The organism is Pirellulales bacterium (genome assembly GCA_019636345.1).
GTDB lineage: Bacteria > Planctomycetota > Planctomycetia > Pirellulales > Lacipirellulaceae.
Map to the genome: position 1 here is coordinate 563753 of JAHBXQ010000002.1, position 19930 is coordinate 583682.

The 19930-nt window shown below is 65.4% G+C and carries 14 protein-coding genes; 4 read left to right on the forward strand and 10 right to left on the reverse strand.

Annotated features, from left to right (window positions below):
• Positions 1-190: 190 nt before the first annotated feature.
• From KF688_06125 to KF688_06140, 4 genes are all read right to left on the reverse strand, one after another.
• Positions 191-934: an SDR family oxidoreductase gene (locus KF688_06125; protein ID MBX3425239.1), complete on the reverse strand. Its 744-nt coding sequence runs from the start codon at positions 932-934 to the stop codon at positions 191-193.
• A 223-nt stretch (positions 935-1157) separates the two neighbouring features.
• Positions 1158-2267, reverse strand: coding sequence for a hypothetical protein (locus tag KF688_06130; GenBank protein ID MBX3425240.1), 1110 nt, complete (start codon positions 2265-2267; stop codon positions 1158-1160).
• 381 nt (positions 2268-2648) lie between these two features.
• The gene (locus tag KF688_06135) at positions 2649-4829 is read right to left on the reverse strand and encodes a PEP-CTERM sorting domain-containing protein (GenBank protein ID MBX3425241.1); all 2181 of its coding nucleotides are present in this window, start codon (positions 4827-4829) and stop codon (positions 2649-2651) included.
• 435 nt (positions 4830-5264) lie between these two features.
• Complete coding sequence (locus KF688_06140; GenBank protein MBX3425242.1) at positions 5265-8966, reverse strand: MFS transporter; 3702 nt, start codon at positions 8964-8966, stop codon at positions 5265-5267.
• Between the two features lie 449 nt (positions 8967-9415).
• Here KF688_06140 and dnaK point away from each other — a divergent pair, with 449 nt between their 5' ends.
• Genes dnaK through clpB form a run of 3 tightly spaced genes read left to right on the forward strand, consistent with a single transcriptional unit; the run spans position 9416 to position 14750 of the window.
• Complete coding sequence (dnaK, locus tag KF688_06145) at positions 9416-11320, forward strand: molecular chaperone DnaK (GenBank protein MBX3425243.1); 1905 nt, start codon at positions 9416-9418, stop codon at positions 11318-11320.
• A 13-nt stretch (positions 11321-11333) separates the two neighbouring features.
• The gene (locus KF688_06150; protein ID MBX3425244.1) at positions 11334-12074 is read left to right on the forward strand and encodes a hypothetical protein; all 741 of its coding nucleotides are present in this window, start codon (positions 11334-11336) and stop codon (positions 12072-12074) included.
• A 27-nt stretch (positions 12075-12101) separates the two neighbouring features.
• Positions 12102-14750: an ATP-dependent chaperone ClpB gene (gene clpB, locus KF688_06155; GenBank protein MBX3425245.1), complete on the forward strand. Its 2649-nt coding sequence runs from the start codon at positions 12102-12104 to the stop codon at positions 14748-14750.
• 51 nt (positions 14751-14801) lie between these two features.
• Here clpB and KF688_06160 read toward each other — a convergent pair whose 3' ends face one another.
• The 6 genes from KF688_06160 to KF688_06185 form a co-directional block, all read right to left on the reverse strand.
• A complete protein-coding gene (locus tag KF688_06160) occupies positions 14802-15224 on the reverse strand; it encodes an ATP-binding protein (protein ID MBX3425246.1) in 423 nt (140 codons plus the stop codon).
• Between the two features lie 146 nt (positions 15225-15370).
• A complete protein-coding gene (locus tag KF688_06165) occupies positions 15371-15721 on the reverse strand; it encodes an STAS domain-containing protein (protein MBX3425247.1) in 351 nt (116 codons plus the stop codon).
• Positions 15722-15934: 213 nt separating this feature from the next.
• Positions 15935-16447, reverse strand: coding sequence for a hypothetical protein (locus KF688_06170; protein ID MBX3425248.1), 513 nt, complete (start codon positions 16445-16447; stop codon positions 15935-15937).
• Between the two features lie 67 nt (positions 16448-16514).
• On the reverse strand, positions 16515-16802 hold the full coding sequence (locus KF688_06175; GenBank protein MBX3425249.1) for a hypothetical protein: 288 nt from the start codon (positions 16800-16802) through the stop codon (positions 16515-16517).
• A 336-nt stretch (positions 16803-17138) separates the two neighbouring features.
• On the reverse strand, positions 17139-17441 hold the full coding sequence (locus tag KF688_06180) for a hypothetical protein (GenBank protein ID MBX3425250.1): 303 nt from the start codon (positions 17439-17441) through the stop codon (positions 17139-17141).
• A gap of 150 nt (positions 17442-17591) precedes the next feature.
• On the reverse strand, positions 17592-18224 hold the full coding sequence (locus tag KF688_06185; GenBank protein ID MBX3425251.1) for a DUF1990 domain-containing protein: 633 nt from the start codon (positions 18222-18224) through the stop codon (positions 17592-17594).
• A 431-nt stretch (positions 18225-18655) separates the two neighbouring features.
• Here KF688_06185 and KF688_06190 point away from each other — a divergent pair, with 431 nt between their 5' ends.
• Positions 18656-19924 carry an HlyD family efflux transporter periplasmic adaptor subunit gene (locus KF688_06190; protein ID MBX3425252.1) on the forward strand — a complete coding sequence of 423 codons (1269 nt, stop codon included), beginning with the start codon at positions 18656-18658 and terminating at the stop codon, positions 19922-19924.
• The last annotated feature ends 6 nt before the right edge of the window (positions 19925-19930 follow it).

Below are 19930 nucleotides of genomic sequence, written 5' to 3' on the forward strand. Positions count from 1 at the left end.
CGCGCCGGGCGGCGAATTCAGCCTGCCAATCCGCCGACGGCTTCTATTCGCCGCGGCTGCGAACGACGCTTCTCCGTCGTCGAACACAGGGGATTATCTCGTAATGCGCGGCCAATTGCGACCATAAAAAATGGCCAGGGGACGGGGCGCGTCGCCAGCCAGTTTGCGCGTCTTGGGCCCGTGGTCCTGCTCACCCTTCCTCCCCTTCGGCCTCGACGACATTGCGAGCAAAACCTTCGTAGGCTTGCCCCATTTGGCGGGCCATCGCGTCGGGGAAGGCATGGAACTCGCCCGCGGCCAAGGCGGCGACGATCGATTCGGCGACGACCGACGGGGGTTCGGCGATCTCTTCCAGGCCGGCGTCGCGCCCCATGTCGGTCTTGATCGGTCCAGGGTGGACGCTGACGACCAGGGTGTTTTGTTCGCCGAGTTGAGCGCGGAGCGATTGAGTCAGCGAGTACGCGGCGGCCTTCGACGCACAGTACGTGCTGAACGGGGGGAATGCCCGGAGCGAGGCGACGCTGTTGAGCTGCACGAAGGCCCCCCCGCCGTTGCCGGCCAGCACAGGGGCGAACGCCTGGGCGACGCGCAGCAGGCCGCAGACGTTGACGTCGAACTCGAACGCCAACGCGTCGAGGGCGCCGGGGGCGAGGGGCGTTTCGGATCGCAGGACGCCGGCGTTGTTGACCACGAGCGTGACATCGGTCGCGACGCGGGCCGCGGCGGCGATCGTCGCGGGAGCGGCCAGATTAAGGGCCAGCGGAACGACCTGCGCGCCGTGGGCGGCGACCAGCGGCTCGGCCGAGGCGGGGTCGCGGACTGCGGCGTAGACCTTGGCGGCGCCGTGGGCGAGAAGCGATTCGACGATCGCCTTGCCGATGCCCCGGTTGGCGCCGGTGACCAGCGCGACTTGATTGCGGACGACGAAGCTCATGACTCCTCCTGACACTCGCGGCAACAAAGGTGCGCCTCCGCGAGGATTGTAGCAGAGAGGAGTCTCGTGATCTGGGGGAACGCCGCTGAGGCCAGGAGCGCCACGGAGCGGAGCGATCGTCCGGCATTCCGGCGCCCCGGCGCGCGTCGGGGACGGCCCGGCGAGGCCGGCTGCCCCCGCCCCGGCGCGATCGCCGAGCGGACGAACTGCGAGCCGCCGAGGGCTAACGTCGTCGCCGCAGCGGGAGCGCGGCTGCAGCGAGGACGAGCGCCAAGCCGAGCGTTGCGGGCTCGGGGACGGCGCCGATCGCGCCGGTCGATGGCGCCGCGGCGTTGTACTGGCGCTGCCAGATCAAGTAGTCGGCTCCTCCGACGGCGTGATCTCCGTCGGCGTCGCCCTGGGCGTTGGTCGTGCCGGTTCCGTAGTTGGTTTGCAGGATCGTCAGATCGGCCGGGCTGACGACGCCGTCCTGGTTGAAGTCGGCCTCGAGGAACCCGCCGCCGGTGACGTAGGGGGTGACCGAGTCGTAGGTCGTGCCGATGCGGATTTCGTCGAGCGCCATCTCGGCCCACAGATTGGGCGACGTCGTGTTGCCGGCGAACATCCGCAGGCCGTTGAAGGTGAAGTCCAGGATGTTCTCGAAGCGGGCGTCGGCGTCGACGGTCGACGGCTCGGCGTCCAGCAGCGGATTGACCCACAGCCAGACGTCGTCAAAGGCGCTTGAATCGCCGAAGTGGTCGATTCGCACGAGGAGGAACGATTGGGTGAGGACCGATTCGGTTGAATAGACCGCGTTGGCGACGGCGCCGCTGTGGAGGATCGACCAGTTGGTTTGCGCGTTGGCGGCCGTGGTCCCCTTGCCGACGGCAAGCCGCTCGCTCGAGCCGTTGCGGATCTGCAGGCTGGCGGCGCGATTGACGTTGTCGCCTAACGAGGGATCGGTGGCGTGGGGCTCGAGCCGGACGCCGACGAAGCTCCACCACGTCGTTCCCTCGGAATAGGTGTCGGCCAGGGCGCGGACGACTTGGGCGTTGGTGCCGCTGGCGCCGCTGATCATGGCGCTGTTGCCGCTGGTGACGAGCTGCTTGCCGTTGGCGTCGGTGTAGCCGAGGCTGCCGGCTTGGACGGCGGCGGGGCCTCCGGTGAGGCCCCAGGAGGACCCGGCGGCAAATCCGGTCCCACCGGCGGCGCCGGCGAGGTTGCCGACCGTGTAGTCGAAGCCTTCGTAAACTTTCAGTTCCGCGCGGGCCGACGACGCCAGCGCGAGCGCGAGACAGACGCAGATCGACGTGATTGCACGGTTGGCGTGCGACGAGAGTCTGCTGATCATCATGGGGGGCCTCCACGGACGAGATGTGACAAGCGAACGCGCACCGCGAAGCAGCGTGCGCAGGGGAAGAGCAACGACGAGAGGAGCGGCTGCAGTTGTATGAGTCGAAAAGTGCGGCACGTCGCAGACCGCTGGTCCTGCAACGCAGTTGGAGAATAAGCGCGAGTTGCGCACGTGGCAAGAAAGATTAGAGCGGAATCACTGCAGGCGGACTGATTTACGCAACGACAGGGCGCTGGATCGCAAACGGGACCGAACGACGGAAGCACTCGCGACCTGGGCGCAAACTTTCCGGCGCGGTTCGCAAGGCGGGCGGACGCGCATTGCACTCGAACCCTCGACAAGAGGCGGCGGCAGGCTTTGTGCTCAGGGCGACGTCGTTGTTCAGACCGACCAGCGGCGGCGTGCGATCGCGGCGATGCCGATCAACGTCATCAGCGCCAGCGTTTGCGGCTCGGGGACGTTGGCGGCGGCTGAGGGAGCGTCGCCGGCGCCGTAGTCGGCGATCCAGTCGGCGAGATCGCCGGCGCCGGGGTCCCGCTGCCAGTGGAGGAAGTCGCGGCCGTCGACGCGACCGTCGCCGTCGAAGTCGCCGGCCAGCTCGGGATCGAGAATTTGCAATTGCAGGAGCGGCGCATAGGTCCCGTCCGCGACGCTGCCGGCGCTCGTCGATTGCAGATTGGTCGCTTCTTTCGAGGCAAAGCGAGATTGGCCGGTGTTCTCGGTGACGCGTTCAAGGATCAGCGTCGCGAGGCCCCCCGCGCCGCCGACGTCGACGCCCGCAAGTTGGTTCAGGTAGTCGGCGAATTGGGCGCTGGCGAAGTTGATCGAGCCTCCTTCGGTGACGCCGGCCGTGGAGAACTCGCCCAGCAGCGTCACTTGGCTTTGTTGCAGGCCGCGGGTGCCGCTGTTGCCGTCGAACGCCAAGGCGGGGGCGGAGTCGAACTTGACCGTCGCTTCGTCCCACAGTTGGCCGGCGGCTTCGGGTTTGAGCCCCCAGACCCGCAGGTTGTGGCTCGCCATGTCGCGGAAGGCGGTGAGTTGGAGGTTGGCGCCGTGAATCGAATCGGCCTCGACGCCGGCGAGATCGAACCGCAGCAGAACGTACTCGTTGCGGTCGCCCGAGGCCCCGACGTAGCGCGCGTTCATCGAAGGGCCCAAACCGTTGCCGCCGCTGACGGCGGGGACGCCGTTTTCCGAGACCTCGGCGTCGGCGCCGCGACCGAACGCGGTGCTGATCGTCCAGGGCGAGGTCGACGGGGCTTCGACGTTCGGCAGGTCGGCGTCGACGAGCGAGTGGAGATACCGTTCGAGCCACGTGTAGCCGTTGCCCGAGTTCACGTTGTGGATGACGTCGTGAACGCCGAAGCCATGCTGGATTTTGAAGGCGTCGGGGATTCCGTCGCGACTCGTGTCGAGCGGGGCGACGCCGCCGACGATCGTCGGAGGGCCGCCGACGACCGACTCGTTGACGATGACGGCCCCGGCCGTGCCGAGCGATTGGACCTGGTTGACCACGCGCAGGTCGGCGCTGTCGCGATAGCGGTAGTTGCCCGCTTTGGCCAGCACGTAGTCGTAGGCTTCCAGGGGGGACGTCACGGTGACGGGGATCGTCGGCGAGTTCTGGGGCGAGGAGATGAACGTGGGGGCTTCGCCGGTCGAGTTCCCCTTGAAGTCGGAATCGACCACCGCCCGGCCCCCCAGCACGCCGTCGCGGTCCGTGTCGAGCAGGTTGCCCGCGTGGTGGACCAGATCGGTGCTCGAGAACTGGGTGAGCGCGTTGCCGAGCGAGGAGTTGGGCCCCGCGATGAAGTAGTTGTTGACGAGATCTTGCTTCCAGGGGGCCGAGGAGTGGCCGCCGACGTAGCCGTTGCTGCCCCAGTTGTACACCACGTTGTTGACGTACTGCATGTCCGCCTTCCCCTTGGGATTGCGGCTGTGGTTGTCGACCCACAGATTGCGAGCGACGGTGATGTTGCGGGCCGCGTCGATCAGGCCGCCGAAGTTCTGCGGATCGATCGGCTCGCTGATCAGGCTGTTTTGGATGGTGATGTTGTTCGAGTTTTCGGTGAACCCGATGTTGTCCCACCGACCCCAGCTCACGCTGACGTGGTCGAGCATGATGTTGCTGCCGTTGCTCATCCCCAGCGCCTTGGTGCCGCTGGGGGAGTTGATTCCTTGGCGGAAGGTCATGTGCTGGACGATGATGTTGCTGCGGTTGCTCATCGACGCGCCGTGGCCGTAGACGGCAATGCCGCCGGGCGCCGTCTGACCGGCGACGGTGATGTTGTTCGAAAAGACCAACTGCGAGGTGATGTTGATCGTTCCGCCGACCTCGAACACCACGGTGCGATTGGGCTGGCTGACGGCGTCGCGAAAGGACCCGGCTCCGGAGTTGTTGAGGTTGGTGACGATGTAGACGCTGCCGCCGCGCCCGCCGGTGGCGAGGGCGCCGAAGCCTTCGGCGCCAGGGAACGAGGGAAGCTGGGCGAAGGTCGCGGCCGGAGCGACGGCGAGCGCCAAGATTGCCAAGCGAACGGTGCGGGCGAGAAGCGACGAGGGCATCGAGCTTTCCTATCGGGCGGACGCGACGACGAAGCCCGCGCGAGCCGGCTGTCGCCCTGACGAGGGGGGGGCCGGCACGATGCGGGTTCGAAGCGCCGACCGTCGGTCGGCGCGAGCTGCCGCTGGTTGACTGTTCCTGAACCGAGACGCCCGCCGTTGCGACCATCGCGACGGGCGAGATGAACGAGCCGGTTTCCGAGGCGACAGCCTCGATCCGACGAGGACGGTCGTTCTGTGCTGCCTCTGAAAGAAACAGAACGACCGCGGATCTCAAATTTCACCATCCCCAGACGTTGCGAGGGGGTCAAGTTGAAGGGGGCCGGAATGCGACTTAAGAGTGGTCGATTGCGGAGATGGCGTGGTTTTGGCGACGCCAGCGGCGGGCGATCCGCTCGGATCGGCCTCCGGGCCTCGGCCAGCACGTCGCGAGCGCGATCAACTCATGCGGGCGCGGGCCGTATCCGCCAGCCCCTTGAGATCGAGTTTGCCCGTGCCCAAAAGCGGAATGGCTTCGACGAGGAGAAACGCCTGTTCATCGGGGATCCAGAGATTCGGCAGGCCGGCGGCTTGGAGATGTTGGCACGCCTGGCCGGGGGTCTTGTCGGTCGGCAGGTGCAAAACGACTAGCCGCTCTCCCTTGCGTTCGTCGGGGACCGCGGTCACGGCGACGACGGTATCGTCTTGGTTATCGCCGCCGAAGAACTTTTGCAGTTCCTCCTCGATCCGCAGGTGGGGGACCATCTCGCCGCCGATTTTCGAGAAGCGACTCAAGCGGCCGGTGATTTCGATGAAGCCCAGTTTGTCGAGCTTGGCGATGTCGCCGGTGACGTACCAGCCGTCGCGGATGACCGCGGCGGTCTTCTCGGGCTCGCCGAGGTAGCCCTTCATGACGTTGGGGCCCTTGACGAGCAACATGCCGGGCGCGTCGACCGGCAACTCGGCGAACGTGTCGGGGTCGACAATCTTGGCGGCGACGCCGGGGACGCAGCGGCCCACCGTCCCCTCCTTGCAATCCTGCTCGCGCGAGTGGCTGCGGCTCGCCGGGACGTTCACGCTGACCAGCGGCGAGAGCTCGGTCGTGCCGTAGCCCTCGACGGGACGGACGCCGAACTTCTGCTCGAAGGCCTCGCAAAGGGCGATCGGCAGTTTCTCGGCGCCGGCGACGGCGATCTCCAGCTTGGCGAAGTCCTCCTTCTCGCACCGCTTGAGATAGTTGCGCAAGAAGGTGGGCGTGCCCAACAGGACCGTGGCGCCCCGCTCGCGGGCCAGATTGCCGACCTGTTTCGCTTCGAGCGGGCTGTAGTGATACGCGGCCCGCACGTCGAGCCCCAGCACGGTCCACAGCGTGACGGTGAACCCCAGCGAGTGGAAGAACGGGACGATCCCCAGCAGGACGTCGTCGGGGCGGAGATGAACGGTTTGGTCGATCGCCTCGACGTTCGAGCCGATGTTGTGGTGAGTGAGCACGACTCCTTTGGGTTCGCCCGTGCTGCCGGAGGTGAAGATGACCGTCAGTTCGTCGTCGCCGTTCATGCGCGTGAGACCCAGCATGCGGTCGAGGACCGTCGCCGGGGCGGCGTAGGCGAGCGCGACGCCGGCGAGTTTGTCGCCGCGGGTCACCTTGGGGGCGAAGTCCTCGAGCAACACGACCTCGGCGTCGATCCGCATGTCGAGCTTGTCCATCACCCGCCGGCTGGTCAGCACGTGCTTGATGCCCGCCTTGGCGATGCACGCGTTCATCACGTCGGCGCTGACGGTGTAGTTGAGATTGCAGGCCACGCGCCCGGCGAGGGTGAGGGCCGCATTGACGACCACCGCGCCGTTGGAGGGGGGGAGCAGGACGCCGACGTACTTCTCGTCGGCAGGGGTATTGCCGCGGAAGACCTCGCGGGCCAGCAGCCGGCGCAGAATGAGCGACCGCATCAGCAATTGCCCGCCGGTGAGCGCGGCGCCGGTGGAGTCGGCGATCTTCCAGCGGAAGAGGGCCCGCTTGCATTTGCGGATCATCACGCGGGGAAGGACCATGGCGTGCTGTCTCCGGCCGACGACCGCATCGGCGCCGAGCTGCTGCACGGCGCTGCGGACTTCGAGAATGTTACGGGGTTTGACCAGCGGCTTGCCGAACCAGATCGACACGGCTCGGCCCCAAGCGCGGGGCCATTTCCAGAAGAACTTGCCGCCGCGGAAGCTAAAGATACTGCCCCACAACTCGTCGAGGTAGACCGGTACGACCGGGGCGTCGACCCCCTTGAGGATTTCGAGCATCCCGGGGCGAAACGGCTGCAACTGGCCGCTGCGCGTGACGCCCCCTTCGGGGAAGATGCAGACCAACTCGCCGTCGCGGAGGGCCTGACGGGCAGTTTCGATGGCGCCGCGGGCCGCCTTCGGGGTCCGCAGGATGGGAATCACCCCCATGATTTGCGCCAGTCGCCGGGACCACCAGCGGTTCACTAAGCTGCCGGTCACGATCATTCGCAAGGGCCGCTGAACGACCGCCACGAGCAGCAGCCCGTCGAGCCACGACACGTGATTGGGAACCAACAGGGCCGGCCCTTCCTCGGGCAGGTTCACGCGACCGAACTGGCGGATCTTGTACGCGGTGTGCGTCACCAGCCAGGCGAGAAACCGAATCGTCGCCTGGGGGATCAGCACCACGATGTACACGAACACCGGCACGGTCAGGATGCCGCACAGCAGGAAGATCTGCCGGGCCGACAACAGCGGATGCCCGAGCAGTTCGTCGTAGACCTTTTCCACGACATGATGCGACTCGGGGTGCGAGCGCATCATCGCGGCGACGTCGATCGGCTCGCCGGCGGTCTTGGCGGCGCGCATGGCGTCCCACAGCTCGCCGGCCAATTGTTTCTCGGCGGGGGTCGTCAGCACCGATTGGACGTGCTCGAGTTCGGCCTCGGCGGTCGGCAGCCGCAGCATCCAAAACGCCCCCGAGGCGAGCACGATGCCGCTGAACGTGAGGAAGTTGCTGGCGGCGAGGATCGAGCCCCGGCGGTCCTGGGGGCTGTAGTGCTGCATGTACGCGGCGAGCGGCACGTCGAACAACCCGCCGCTAAACCCCAACAGAAACAGCAGCGCCGCGGCGGCGACGTAGCTGAGGGTCCACTCGCCGCTCGGGTCGAAGAGCTCTCCTTCGATCGTGAAGAGCAGATAGGTGACGATCGCCAGCCCGCCGGCGCCCAGGGGGAGCATCCCCAGTTCGACCTTGCCCTTGGACCAGAAGCCGGCCAACACGCTGCCGACCCCGACGCCGACCACCAAGCAGACCAACAGCCCCGACATTTGCGATTGCTTGGTGGCGAGCCCCTCGACGGCGAACTGATCGATGTTGAGGTTCGCCAAGCCGCCGAGCGTCCAGAAAAACGCGATCCCCAGCGCCACGCGCAGCATGGCCGGGGTGTGGGCGAGGGTTTGCAGATCGCGCCACGTTTGCCGAGCCGCATCCCAGGGGAAGGTGCGCGTCGGGTCGGCCGCAGGGAGCGGTCGGATGGCCAGGCTCGTGAGCCAACCGACGGCGGCCACCCCCAGCAGCACGACGGCCGACAACCACCACCGCTCCTGCCCGTGATGACCTGTGACGTCGGCCAGCACGCTGCCGACGACGGCGCCGATGCTGGTGGCGACGACCGTGGTGAGTCCCAGAATGCCGTTGGCGGCGGAGATGCGGCTGTCGTCGAGGATCTCGGGGATGCTGCCGAGCTTGGCCGGCCCGAACAGGGCGCTCTGGGCGCCCATCAGCGCCAAAACGACAAGCATCGCCCAGACTTGCCCCAGCAGGATCGACGCGATCGCCAGCAGCATGATCGCCGCTTCGGCCGCCTTGCAGACGACGATCACTTGCCGCTTGCTGAAGCGATCGGCCAAGTAACCGCTGATCGAGGCGAGCAGCAGGTACGGGGCGACGAACGCCACGGTTCCCTTTGTCAGGATCGCGGCGACGCTGGCGGAATTCTCGGCATACTGCTTGCCGATGCCGATGATCAGCCACCGCAAAATATTGTCGTTGGTCGCCCCCAGCAGTTGGGTGACGAGCAACGCCAGGAAGCTCGGAGAGAGGAGCGAATGGTCCCGATCGACGGCGGCAAAGTGCTTGCTGCCCTTGGCAAGTTGGCCGGCCGTCATGCGATGTGGTTGCGGGCGGGGGCGAGAGAAGGCGGGGACGGCGAGCGACGTCTTACTTTAGATCGCCGCGGCGCGAGGGGGGAGGGAGCTACCGGGGAAGGGGGAATGTCGAAGTGGAAAGCCAGGGGCTGTCATTTTGGCAGGATGTGGAGATCGGGGGGGCTGGCTGGCAGAGGGGGAATCCTGCCACTGTGACAGCAGCCGGGGGGGACTGCCAGGAGGCGAGGTGGACACAGTTTCTTGTAAGTCTTTTCATAATAGATGGTTGCGTTTGATTCGCCAAGCCGTGTGGCGGTCGGCACATCCTTTGCAAAAAGGGGCTTCCAGCGGTCGTAGCCGTCGCCGGCTTGCGCATGCGCTCCGGCGGCGTTCGCGAATACAGCGTTGCATGACGAGGACCAACACGCGTCGCCCCGCGCCGCCAAGACGGGGCAGAAGGAGAACACACAATGGCTGCAGGCGAAAAAATCATCGGCATCGACCTCGGGACCACCAACTCGGTGGTCGCCGTCATGGACGGCAAAGAGGCCAAAGTCATCCCCAATCCTGAAGGGAATCGGCTGACCCCCAGCGTCGTCGCGTTCACCGACAAGGGCGAGACCCTGGTCGGCGAGCCCGCGCGTCGGCAGGCCGTCACCAATCCGCGCAAGACGGTCTACTCGATCAAGCGGTTCATGGGTCGGCGGCACAGCGAAGTCGCGACCGAGGAGAAAATGGTCCCCTACAAGGTGACCGGCGCTGCGGACGACTACGTCAAGGTCGACGTCGACGGCAACGAGTTCACCCCGCCGGAGATCTCGGCCAAGACGCTCCGCAAGCTCAAGGAATCGGCCGAGGCGTATCTGGGTCACAAGGTCAACAAGGCGGTGATCACCGTCCCGGCGTACTTCAACGACGCCCAGCGGCAGGCGACCAAGGACGCCGGCCAGATCGCGGGGCTCGAAGTCGCGCGGATCATCAACGAACCGACCGCCGCGTCGCTTGCCTACGGGCTCGACAAAAAGACCCAGGAGAAGATCTGCGTTTTCGACCTGGGGGGCGGCACGTTCGACGTGTCGATTCTCGAGGTGGCCGACGGCGTGTTCCGCGTGGTGAGCACCAACGGCGACACCCACCTGGGGGGCGACGACTTTGACGAGGCGCTGATCAACTACGTCGCCGAGGAGTTCAAGAAGGAGCAGGGGATCGACCTGCGCACCGACCAAATGGCTCTGCAACGTCTGCAGGAGGCGTGCGAGAAGGCGAAGAAGGAGCTCAGCTCGGCTCAATCGACCGACCTGAACCTGCCGTTCATCACGGCCGACGCCACGGGGCCGAAGCATCTGCAGATGAACATCACGCGGGCCAAGTTCGAGCAGCTCGTCGACGGGCTCGTTGAACGATGCCGCGGGCCGGTGCTGCAGGCGCTCAAGGACGCCAAGTTCTCGACCAGCGAGATCGACGAGGTCGTACTTGTGGGCGGGTCGACGCGGATCCCCAAGGTGCATGACTTGGTGAAGGAAGTGTTCGGCAAAGAGCCCCACAAGGGGGTCAACCCCGACGAGGTCGTGGCGGTCGGCGCCGCGATTCAGGGGGGCGTGCTGTCGGGCGAGGTGCAGGACATTCTGCTGCTGGACGTCACGCCGCTTTCCTTGGGCATTGAAACCCTCGGCGGCGTGATGACCAAGCTCGTCGAGAAAAACACCACGATCCCCACCGAGCGAAAGCAGGTCTTCAGCACGGCCGACGACAACCAGACGGCGGTCACGGTGCGGGTGTTCCAGGGCGAGCGCGAGATGTGCGCCGACAACCGGCTGCTGGGGCAATTCAATCTGGAAGGGATTCCGCCCGCGCCGCGGGGCGTGCCGCAGATCGAGGTCAAGTTCGACATCGACGCCAACGGCATCCTCAGCGTCGCGGCCAAGGATCTCGGCACGGGCAAGGAGCAGACGGTCCGAATCGAGCAGTCGAGCGGCCTGAGCGACGATGAGATCAAGAAGATGCAGTCCGACGCCGCGGCCCACGCCGAGGAGGACAAAAAGAAGCGCACCCTCGTCGAGGCCCGTAACCGCGCGGACTCGATGTGCTACGAGATTGAAAAGCTCGTCAAGCAGCAGGGAGACAAGCTCCAGGATTCCGACAAGAGCGCGCTCGAGGCGGCGGTCGCCAAGGTCCGCGAAGCGGCCAAGGGGGACGACGCCGATCGCATCAAGAGCGCGGTGAGCGAACTGGAGGCCGCGAGCCACGCGATGAGCGAAGCGCTCTACAAGAACGCCGCCGGCGCTCCTGGCGCGGACGCTTCAGCGCCCAGCGACTCGGGCGAAACTCCCGCCGACGACGACGCGATCGACGCGGAGTTCGAGGTGAAGAGTTAATTGGAAAGATACGATGGCAACTGAAAATATTACAGAATCAACTGCTGCTACAGCGCAGATAAAATTCGAAGCTGCTTCGAAGATTTTCGACGAGCGTATCGCATCAGATTCGGTAATGTGCCGAATTCATTCGGTATTCGTTGGCGACGACCCGGTGAAGCACAACTGCCTAGGGTGTAATCTCGAAGACCTTTCAGAACAGATATCAAGGTTTTTAAAGTCGATGCAGAATGAAGATGTAGGCTACAAGCCACATCACCCCGTATCTCTATATCTGTTTCTATTGAATACGCTTTGGGAAAGAATAACCGACATTTTTGACATCGTAAGTGTTCCGGATGAATATCGCGCTCGGCATTTCGAGCCACTACGACGTGTGCGGCGATGGGCTAACTTTTTCAAGCATCCAAAAGAGTTTGCATGGATTGTTCATCATCCAGAATATGTATTCGAAGGTTCATCCGGGCTGACAGCACTGAAGGTGGTTCGGCCAGGCGTGCTGTTGATAGACGATCAATTTGTTAAGAGTTTCTATTCTTGCGAACGAAAAAAAGGGCTTCGAAAAGCGCTTGAGCATGGAAAGGACAATACAGCAGTAGTTCTCCCAGACATCGAAAACCTCACAACCGAGGTGTGCGACTGCATTGATAAATGTGTGAGTACAATCGTCGATAACCCAATCTACTTAGAGATGCTCGACGATAAATGTACTATCGCAAACTACTACGACAGAGAATGTGCGCAGTATGAGTAGTCCGCTGCAACATTACGCAAGGCTAACATGCCCTTCCGCTTCGACAAACTGACGACCAAGGCCCAAGAGGCCCTGCAGCGCGCCCAGGAGACTGCGGCCAGCGCTCAGGCTCCGCAGATCGAGCCGCTCCACTTGCTCGCGGCGCTGGCCGGCGAGGGGGAGGGGGTGATGCGGCCCCTGCTCGATCACGCGGGGGTGAACACCGCGCAGCTTGCGGCGATGATCGAGGCGGAACTGAAGCGGCTTCCCAAGACCTCCGGGGGCGCCCCGCCGCAGGTCTCCTCCGACCTGCAGAAAGTCCTCGAAGCGGCCGCGGCGACTGCGGCGGAGATGCAGGACGAGTTCGTTTCGACCGAACACCTGCTGCTGGGGCTCGCCAAGACGAAGTCCAAGGCGGCCGACACGCTGCGTCTCAATGCGCTCGCCGAGCAGGACATACTCAAGGCCTTGCGCGACATCCGCGGATCGGCCCGGGTGACCGATCAGGACCCCGAGGGGAAGTATCAGGCACTGAAGAAGTACGGCATCGATCTTGTCGAGCGAGCCAAGGCGGGCAAGCTCGACCCCGTGATCGGCCGCGATCAGGAAATCCGCCGCGTCGTGCAGGTGCTCAGCCGGCGCACGAAAAACAACCCGGTGCTCATCGGCGAGCCCGGCGTCGGCAAGACGGCGATCGCCGAGGGGCTTGCGCTGCGGATTGTGGCGAGCGACGTTCCCGAATCGCTCAAGAACAAGCGGGTCGTTGCGCTCGACTTGGGGGCCCTCATCGCCGGGACGAAGTACCGCGGCGAGTTCGAGGAGCGGCTCAAGGCGGTGCTGCGCGAGGTGCAGGACGCCCAGGGGGGCGTGATCCTGTTCATCGACGAGTTGCACACGGTTGTCGGAGCCGGCGCGGCCGAGGGGGGGAACGACGCGGCCAACCTGCTCAAGCCTGCGCTGGCCCGCGGCGAGTTGCGGTGCATCGGCGCCACGACGCTTGACGAGTATCGCAAGTACATCGAGAAGGACGCTGCGCTCGAGCGGCGGTTCCAGCCCGTGTTCGTCGGCGAGCCGAGCGTGGAGGACACCATCGCGATTCTGCGCGGGCTCAAGCCGCGATACGAGGCCCACCATCGTGGCGTGAAGATCAAGGACTCGGCCCTGGTGGCGGCGGCCGAGTTGTCGCACCGTTACATCGCCGACCGGTTTCTTCCCGACAAGGCGATCGACCTGATGGACGAGGCCACCAGCCGGCTGGCCATGGAACTGGAGAGCGTGCCCGAGGAGATCGATCAGGTTCAGCGACGGCTCGTGCAGTTGGAGCTCGCGGCCCGGCAGTTGGCCGAGGAGACCGAGGAACACGCGGCGCTGCGGCTGGAAGAGATCGAGGCCGAGATGGCCGAGCTGCGCCGCAAGCTGGCCGATCTGCGCGAGCAGTGGGAAAGCGAGAAACTGGGCGTGGGGGACGTGGCCCAGGTGCGCGAGAAGCTGCAGAAAGGGGAGCACGAGTACCAACAGCTCGCGGCGGCGATCAAGGAGCGCCAATCGCGCGGCGATCTTGTCGGCGAGGATTTGTATCAATCGCTGTACGAGTTGGACGTGACGCGCAAGAAGCTGGCCGCGCAACTTGAGGACATGGAAGCTCGCCAAGCCGCGGCCGGGGACGGCAGCGGCTCGCAACGGCCGAGGCTGCTTACGCAAGAAGTGGGCCCCGATGAGATCGCCGAGGTGGTCAGCGCGTGGACCGGCATTCCCGTAAGTCGGATGATGGAGGCCGAGAAGGCGAAGCTGTTGGTGCTCGAAGAGCGGCTCCATCAGCGGGTCGTCGGCCAGGACGAGGCGGTCGTCGCGGTCGCCAACGCGGTGCGCCGCAGCCGCAGCGGGCTGCAGGACCCCAATCGGCCGATCGGCAGCTTTCTGTTCTGCGGCCCGACCGGGGTGGGCAAGACCGAACTGTGCAAGGCCCTGGCCGAGGTGCTGTTCGACGACGAGAACGCGATGGTGCGGATCGACATGAGCGAGTTCATGGAGAAGCACTCCGTGAGTCGGCTCATCGGCGCCCCGCCAGGGTACGTCGGCTACGAAGAAGGGGGCAAACTGACCGAAGCGGTTCGCCGCCGGCCGTACAGCGTCGTGCTCTTGGACGAGATGGAAAAGGCCCACCGCGACGTGTTCAACATCTTGCTGCAGGTGCTCGACGACGGTCGACTGACCGACAACCACGGACATACGGTCGACTTCACCAACACGATCGTCGTGATGACCTCGAACGTGGGGAGTCAACTCATCCAGCAGATCGCCGAGGAGGGGGGCACGGAGGACGACATGGAGTCGGCGCTCAAAGAGGCGCTGAAGGCCCGATTCTTGCCCGAGTTCCTCAATCGGATCGACGAGACGATCGTGTTCCGCCCGCTCGCGCGCGATCAGGTGCGGCGGATCGTCGATTTGCAGGTGGCGCGGCTCGAAGAGCTGCTCGCCAAACGCGGCCTGAACCTCGTCGTCACCGAGACGGCCCGCAATCGGATCGCGGCCTTGGGCTACGACCCGACGTTCGGCGCCCGGCCGGTCAAGCGGGTCATCCAGCAGTCGGTGCAAAATCCGCTGGCGACCGAGCTGCTCAAGGGGGAGTACCCCGAAGGGGCGACCGTCGAGATCGACAGCGACGGCGACGAGTTCACGTTTCGCCGCGTCGCGTAAGGCAAGAGTTGGCGAAGCGTCGGCGGGCCGAAGGCGCAAGCTTCGGTTCGCTTACTTCGGCAACACTTTTTCCATGGTGAGAACGTTGCCGCGGTCGTTGTATTCCATGCGGGTCATGAAGGCCCGCATGAGGGCGAGGCCGCGGCCGCCGGGGACTTCCAGCCGGTCGTCCGCGCAGCAGTCGGGGACTTGTTCGGGGCAGAATCCGGGTCCTTCGTCCCGCACCTGGACCCAGAACGAGCGATCGCTGCAGCGGCAGTCGACGAACACCTGCTTGTTCGGATCGTGCTTGTTGCCGTGGCGGACGGCGTTGCTGATCGATTCCTCGAGCGCCATCCGGATGGCGAACAGGTGTTCCGGGACCCAGTCGCGGCGCTCGAGCTCGTCGATGATCTCGTCGATGAGCTGGTGATACGCCTCGAGATTGCTGGGCAGCGTGACGTGTCGCGTGAATTCGCCGTTGCGAGAAGGCATCGCGTTCGCACCGAGTTGAAGAGAGCGAGCCGGCGGGCGTCGGCGGATGCGGTACGGCGATCCGCGGGACTCCCCTGGTGCGCTCTCTGTGAGCTCTGTGTTGAATTATAGTCGCGCGAACGTCCCTTCGCGGAGGCTCCGCTCGATTACAGCACGGCCAGGGCGTCGGCCTCGGTGTCTTTGATCTGAAACAGCTTGTTCAGATTGGTGATGGCGAACACCTGATAAATCTCGGGCGAGATGTTGGTGAGGATGATGCTCGCCCCCTCGCGCTTGGCCTTCTTCTCGAAGGTGATCAGCTTGCCCAGGGCGGCGCTGGAGAGGAACTCGACGTTGCCGAAGTTCAGCACGATCTTGTGGCGGTGGTCTTTGTCCACCAGATCGAACAGTTCCTGTCCAAGCTCCTGAATCGCTTCAGGATCGATGATCTTCTGATCGCGAAAACGAACCACGCTGACGGCGGCCGATTCGTTGACGTCGATGCGACGATTAGCCATGGGGAGTTGCCGAAAGGACTGGGGAGCAAGGGGCGATGCGATCGGTCGGGACGAGCCCGCGCCCCGGGAAAGACCGGGCCAACAACCGCCCGCAAGCGGTCTTGTCCGATAATATCGGCCGCGGCTGCGATGTCAACCTGACCCGAGCGGCGGGCGCGGCGGAGTTCAACTGAGGGCGCGCGTCGCTCGACCCCAGTCACGCGGAGAACGCGACTATTCGGCGATCGCCTGCGGCGTCGGGGGCGGGGCTGCGGCCTTGAAGACGGCTCGTTGGATCAGCAGGTAGTTTCGTCCCGAGAACTCGGTCACTTCGCCGTTGACGCTCCAGTAGACGCTCTCGGGCTCCTCGACCGACTTGAGCAGCTTGACGACGCGCTCGAGGTTGAGATTCGGCAGTCCGCCGAACTCCATGCCGTCCTCGGCGATGAACGAGGCCGTGTCGCCGTTGCGGCGAAAGACGCCGATGACGTTCTGGATGACCGAGCCTTCGCGGATCCGCCGGTTCGCGGTTGCGTTGCGTTTGGCGTCGTCGGCGCCGTCGCCGTAACGGGCTGCGGGGGCCGGCTGTTGGGCGGCGCTGCGATCCGCGGTTCGCCCGGCCAGGGCAAGGAGCCCGATCAGGGCCAGACCGTACACGCCGGCGCTGGCCGCGGCAAACCTCGCCGTCGTGTGCGGAATGCGCTGACGCCGGCGGGCAAGGCTCGGAGATTCGAGAAGTCGGATCATCGACGGTTCGCACCCAAGGCGAGGGAGGACGAAACATGGCGGTCGACGCGCGCCGAGCGCGGCCGGTTCAGCCTCCCGGTTTGCGCATCGCCAGACTGTGGAGAATGAACACGGCGCCGACGGACATCAAACACCACCCGAGCCACTCGGGCGGATGAATCACCTTGCGCGGCGCGGCGCCCATGTCGGCGCTGAGGGCGAGAATCGTGGAGTCGCCCCCGCCGCCGCCGGTCCGCTCGGCGAGGAACCGCGTCGCCTCGGGGGTCAGCACGTAATGATTCACGGCCCGGAACTGGGCGCCCAGCAGGACGACGACCATTCCGATGAAGAAGTACTGATTGCGATTGAGCTCCATGACTGCAATCCTTGTCGCAAGAACGAGAGGGCTGCGCGGGGTCGTCGCCGGCGCCGCGGGGGAGGGGGGAGGCGCTGCGCTCGACTGCCGCATCGGGAGCTATCGGTCCGGCTGCGAACGGCGATTCAATCTCGCCGACCGACGTGCGTTCGCACGGGTTTTCGCTGCGGCGCCGCGCAAGCCGGTCGAAACGGACGCCGCGAATGCACTGCGCGGGCCGCGAGGTTCGCCCCGATTGTGCCGATCGCAACGGGGAGCGAGCCGGGGCGCTGACTTGGTTCGTCTCAGGACTCGCGCCTTGGAGCGAGTCCGGGCGACAATCCCGCTACGCCGTAATCACCGTTTGGGCGGGGCGGGGGGGAGGAGTTTGTCGAGGCCGTTCTGCACGGCGTCGCCCATGAGGGCGTCGATCAGGGCGTCGTTGTTCGATCGGAGCACGGCTTCGGCGACGGCGGGACGCTGCAACCAGTCGGCCGGGCCGAACGAACGAGCGTCGACATAGGCGTCGGCCAACGTGGCCGAACGTTTCGCGACGAGATGAAACCCCTGCTGCGAGCGGATGAGATGAAAATGCATGGCGCCCCACAACAGAACGATCCCGACGACGACGCCGATGAGGAAGGTCGAGATGCGTCGCATGGAAGGCTCGGGGGGAGATCGGGTGCGCGGATGATGCGCCGGGATGCGAGAGCTGCGCCCGCGGGAGCTATCGCTGCCAGGCGACGGCGAAAGCCGACAGCCCAAAGCGGCTTCGCTCCGAAACAACGAACGTGCCGCCAGTGTAGCGCTCTAGACGACTTGCGAGCAAGGCGCGGCGGCGCCGGCTGCGGCGACAAGCGCGAGCGACTCGGCGCCGAACCGGCGTTGCAGGCGTCGCAGCAAGGGCTGCGCAAGTCGCGCCAACCAGTAAGCGGGGCGCGAGAAGGCGTGGATTTCGTACCACACGCGGTCGTCGGCGTCGCAGACGATCGAGAATCGTTCTTCCCCCGCGGCGATGTGCCCGGGAAGCGTGCCGTAGGCGATCTCCAACCGCCGTGAGCGACCGGGAAACGCCGGGCCGGGCTCGACCACGTCGACCACGCGGCACGCGTTCAGCCACCACAACCCCGCGAACCGAGCCAACGTGACCACGACGTCCCCTTCCGCGGCGGGCAAGGAGTCGACGACCGGAGCGATCCACGCCGTAGGGAACTGCCGCCAGCGATGCACGAGGTCGCACGCGGCATGAAAGGTTGCTTCGCCCGTTCCCACCAGCGTGCGTTGGAAATCGACCGTGAAGCCCGCCGGGGGCGATTTGCCGGCGACCGTCGCGGGGTAGGTGAGATTCAGCGTGCGTTGGCGCTCGGCAAATTCGCGAATTGCCCGAGCCGTGGGGCGGCGAAGGGAAATCGCGGGGCCAGATTGGAAATGACGGAAACTCATCAGCGGGTCGTCCCGACCTTGCATTTCCTCGAAAACGAGCAACAACCCTACGTCGGCGGAGCAGATTGGGCGAGAACCAGGCGTGGCGTCAACTCGCCGGCACAGTGGCCCTAACTGCTGAGCCTGACTGGATTTAACGGCTTGCTCGTCGCTAGGCATTTCCAAGGCTCAGCCTGTCGACGAGCGTCAAAGGGCCGGTTCGCGGCCCGGGGCGTCACGACCGCACTTCTTGCTGAAATAGCTACAGCCGCGCCGGCCGTTTCGGCGCAAGTTCAAGAGCGGAGCCGACTTACTTGACATGGCCAGGGGAACGAGCCAATTCTGGGTGAATAGGACGCCGGACCCTCCGGAGGCGCTTGCCGCGACTTACACTTCTCAGAAGCCGATTTCCCGCACAAACTTTCGCGGCATGCCGCCGCGACCTTGCCGCCATGAGTTCGACCAGCCCAAGCCATCGCCGGCGTCGCGTCGCATCGGCGGCGTTGTTGGCGTTTGCGACGCTCGCCGCGGGCTGTCGCCGCGAGGCGCCGCCCGGCGCCAATCCTTCCTCCGCAACGAGCGGTCCCCGACGCATCGTCGCCTTGGGCCGGCTGCAGCCGGCCGGCGGGGTCGTCGAGATCCGCTCGCTGCCGACCGAGATCGTCGATCGCTTCGGCAACGGGATGCGCGATCCCGACGCGGAACCGGCCCCTGGCTATGGCGTCGTTGAAGGGCTGAAGGTGCAATCGGGGTGCGTGCTTGCGTGGCTCAAGTCGTACGACTTGCGGCAAACGCATTTCGAGGCGATCGAGAAGAAGTTCACGATCGGCCAAGAACGGCGCGTCCATGAACTCGCACTGGCCGAGGCTCAGGTCGATCAGGCCGAAGTCGGCGTCGCACAGGCCGAGGCCAAGTTGAAGGAAGTGGCCTCGCAGCAAGTCAAGGTCGACGCGCTTGCGCTGGTGGCCGAGTCGGCCGCGGCGGACGTCGCCAAGCTGGCCGAACTGCGGGCTGCGGACCCGGAGTTAGTGACGGAACTTCAATACCAACGGCAAGCAAGCCAAGCCCAGATTGCGAAAGCGGAATACGCGGCCGCGGCGGCCATGTTGCCCCACGCCGTCGAGGCCGCTCGCAAGGCGGTGGACGCGGCGGCGACGAATCGCAAGCTCGCGGAAGCAAACTTGGAATTGATTCGCAAGGTCGACGCCAATGAGGCGACGAGATTGGAACTCAAGGGGGCCGATCAGTCTCGCGACCAGTCGCTGCTGCGGGCCCCGGAGCCCGCCGACGGTCCTGTCGACTATACGGTGCTTGAGGTGAGCGTCGAACCGGGCGAAGCCGCGACCCAACTGCCGGTGCTGCAACTGGCCGACCTAAGCGAGATGGCTTGCATCGCCGAGGTGTACGAAGCGGACGCCAAGCATGTCCGCGACGGGCAAGCGGCGACGATCCAAAGTGCGGCGTTCGCGGCGCCGTTCGACGTCGCGGGGGGGGGCCTGAAGGGGGTCGTCGAGCGGGTCGGGAATCTGGTGGCCAGTCCCGGGCTGACCAATCGCAATCCGCTGGCTCCCAGCGATCGGTCCGTGATTCAGGTTCGCATCAAGATCAACGATCCTCGTCCTGGCGCCGTCGCGCAGGCGGCGCGGCTGGTGGGGATGCAAGCGACGGTGGAATTCACGCCGGTCGCCGACGAAGCGGCGCCGCCGAAAGCGGGCGACTAGTCGCTC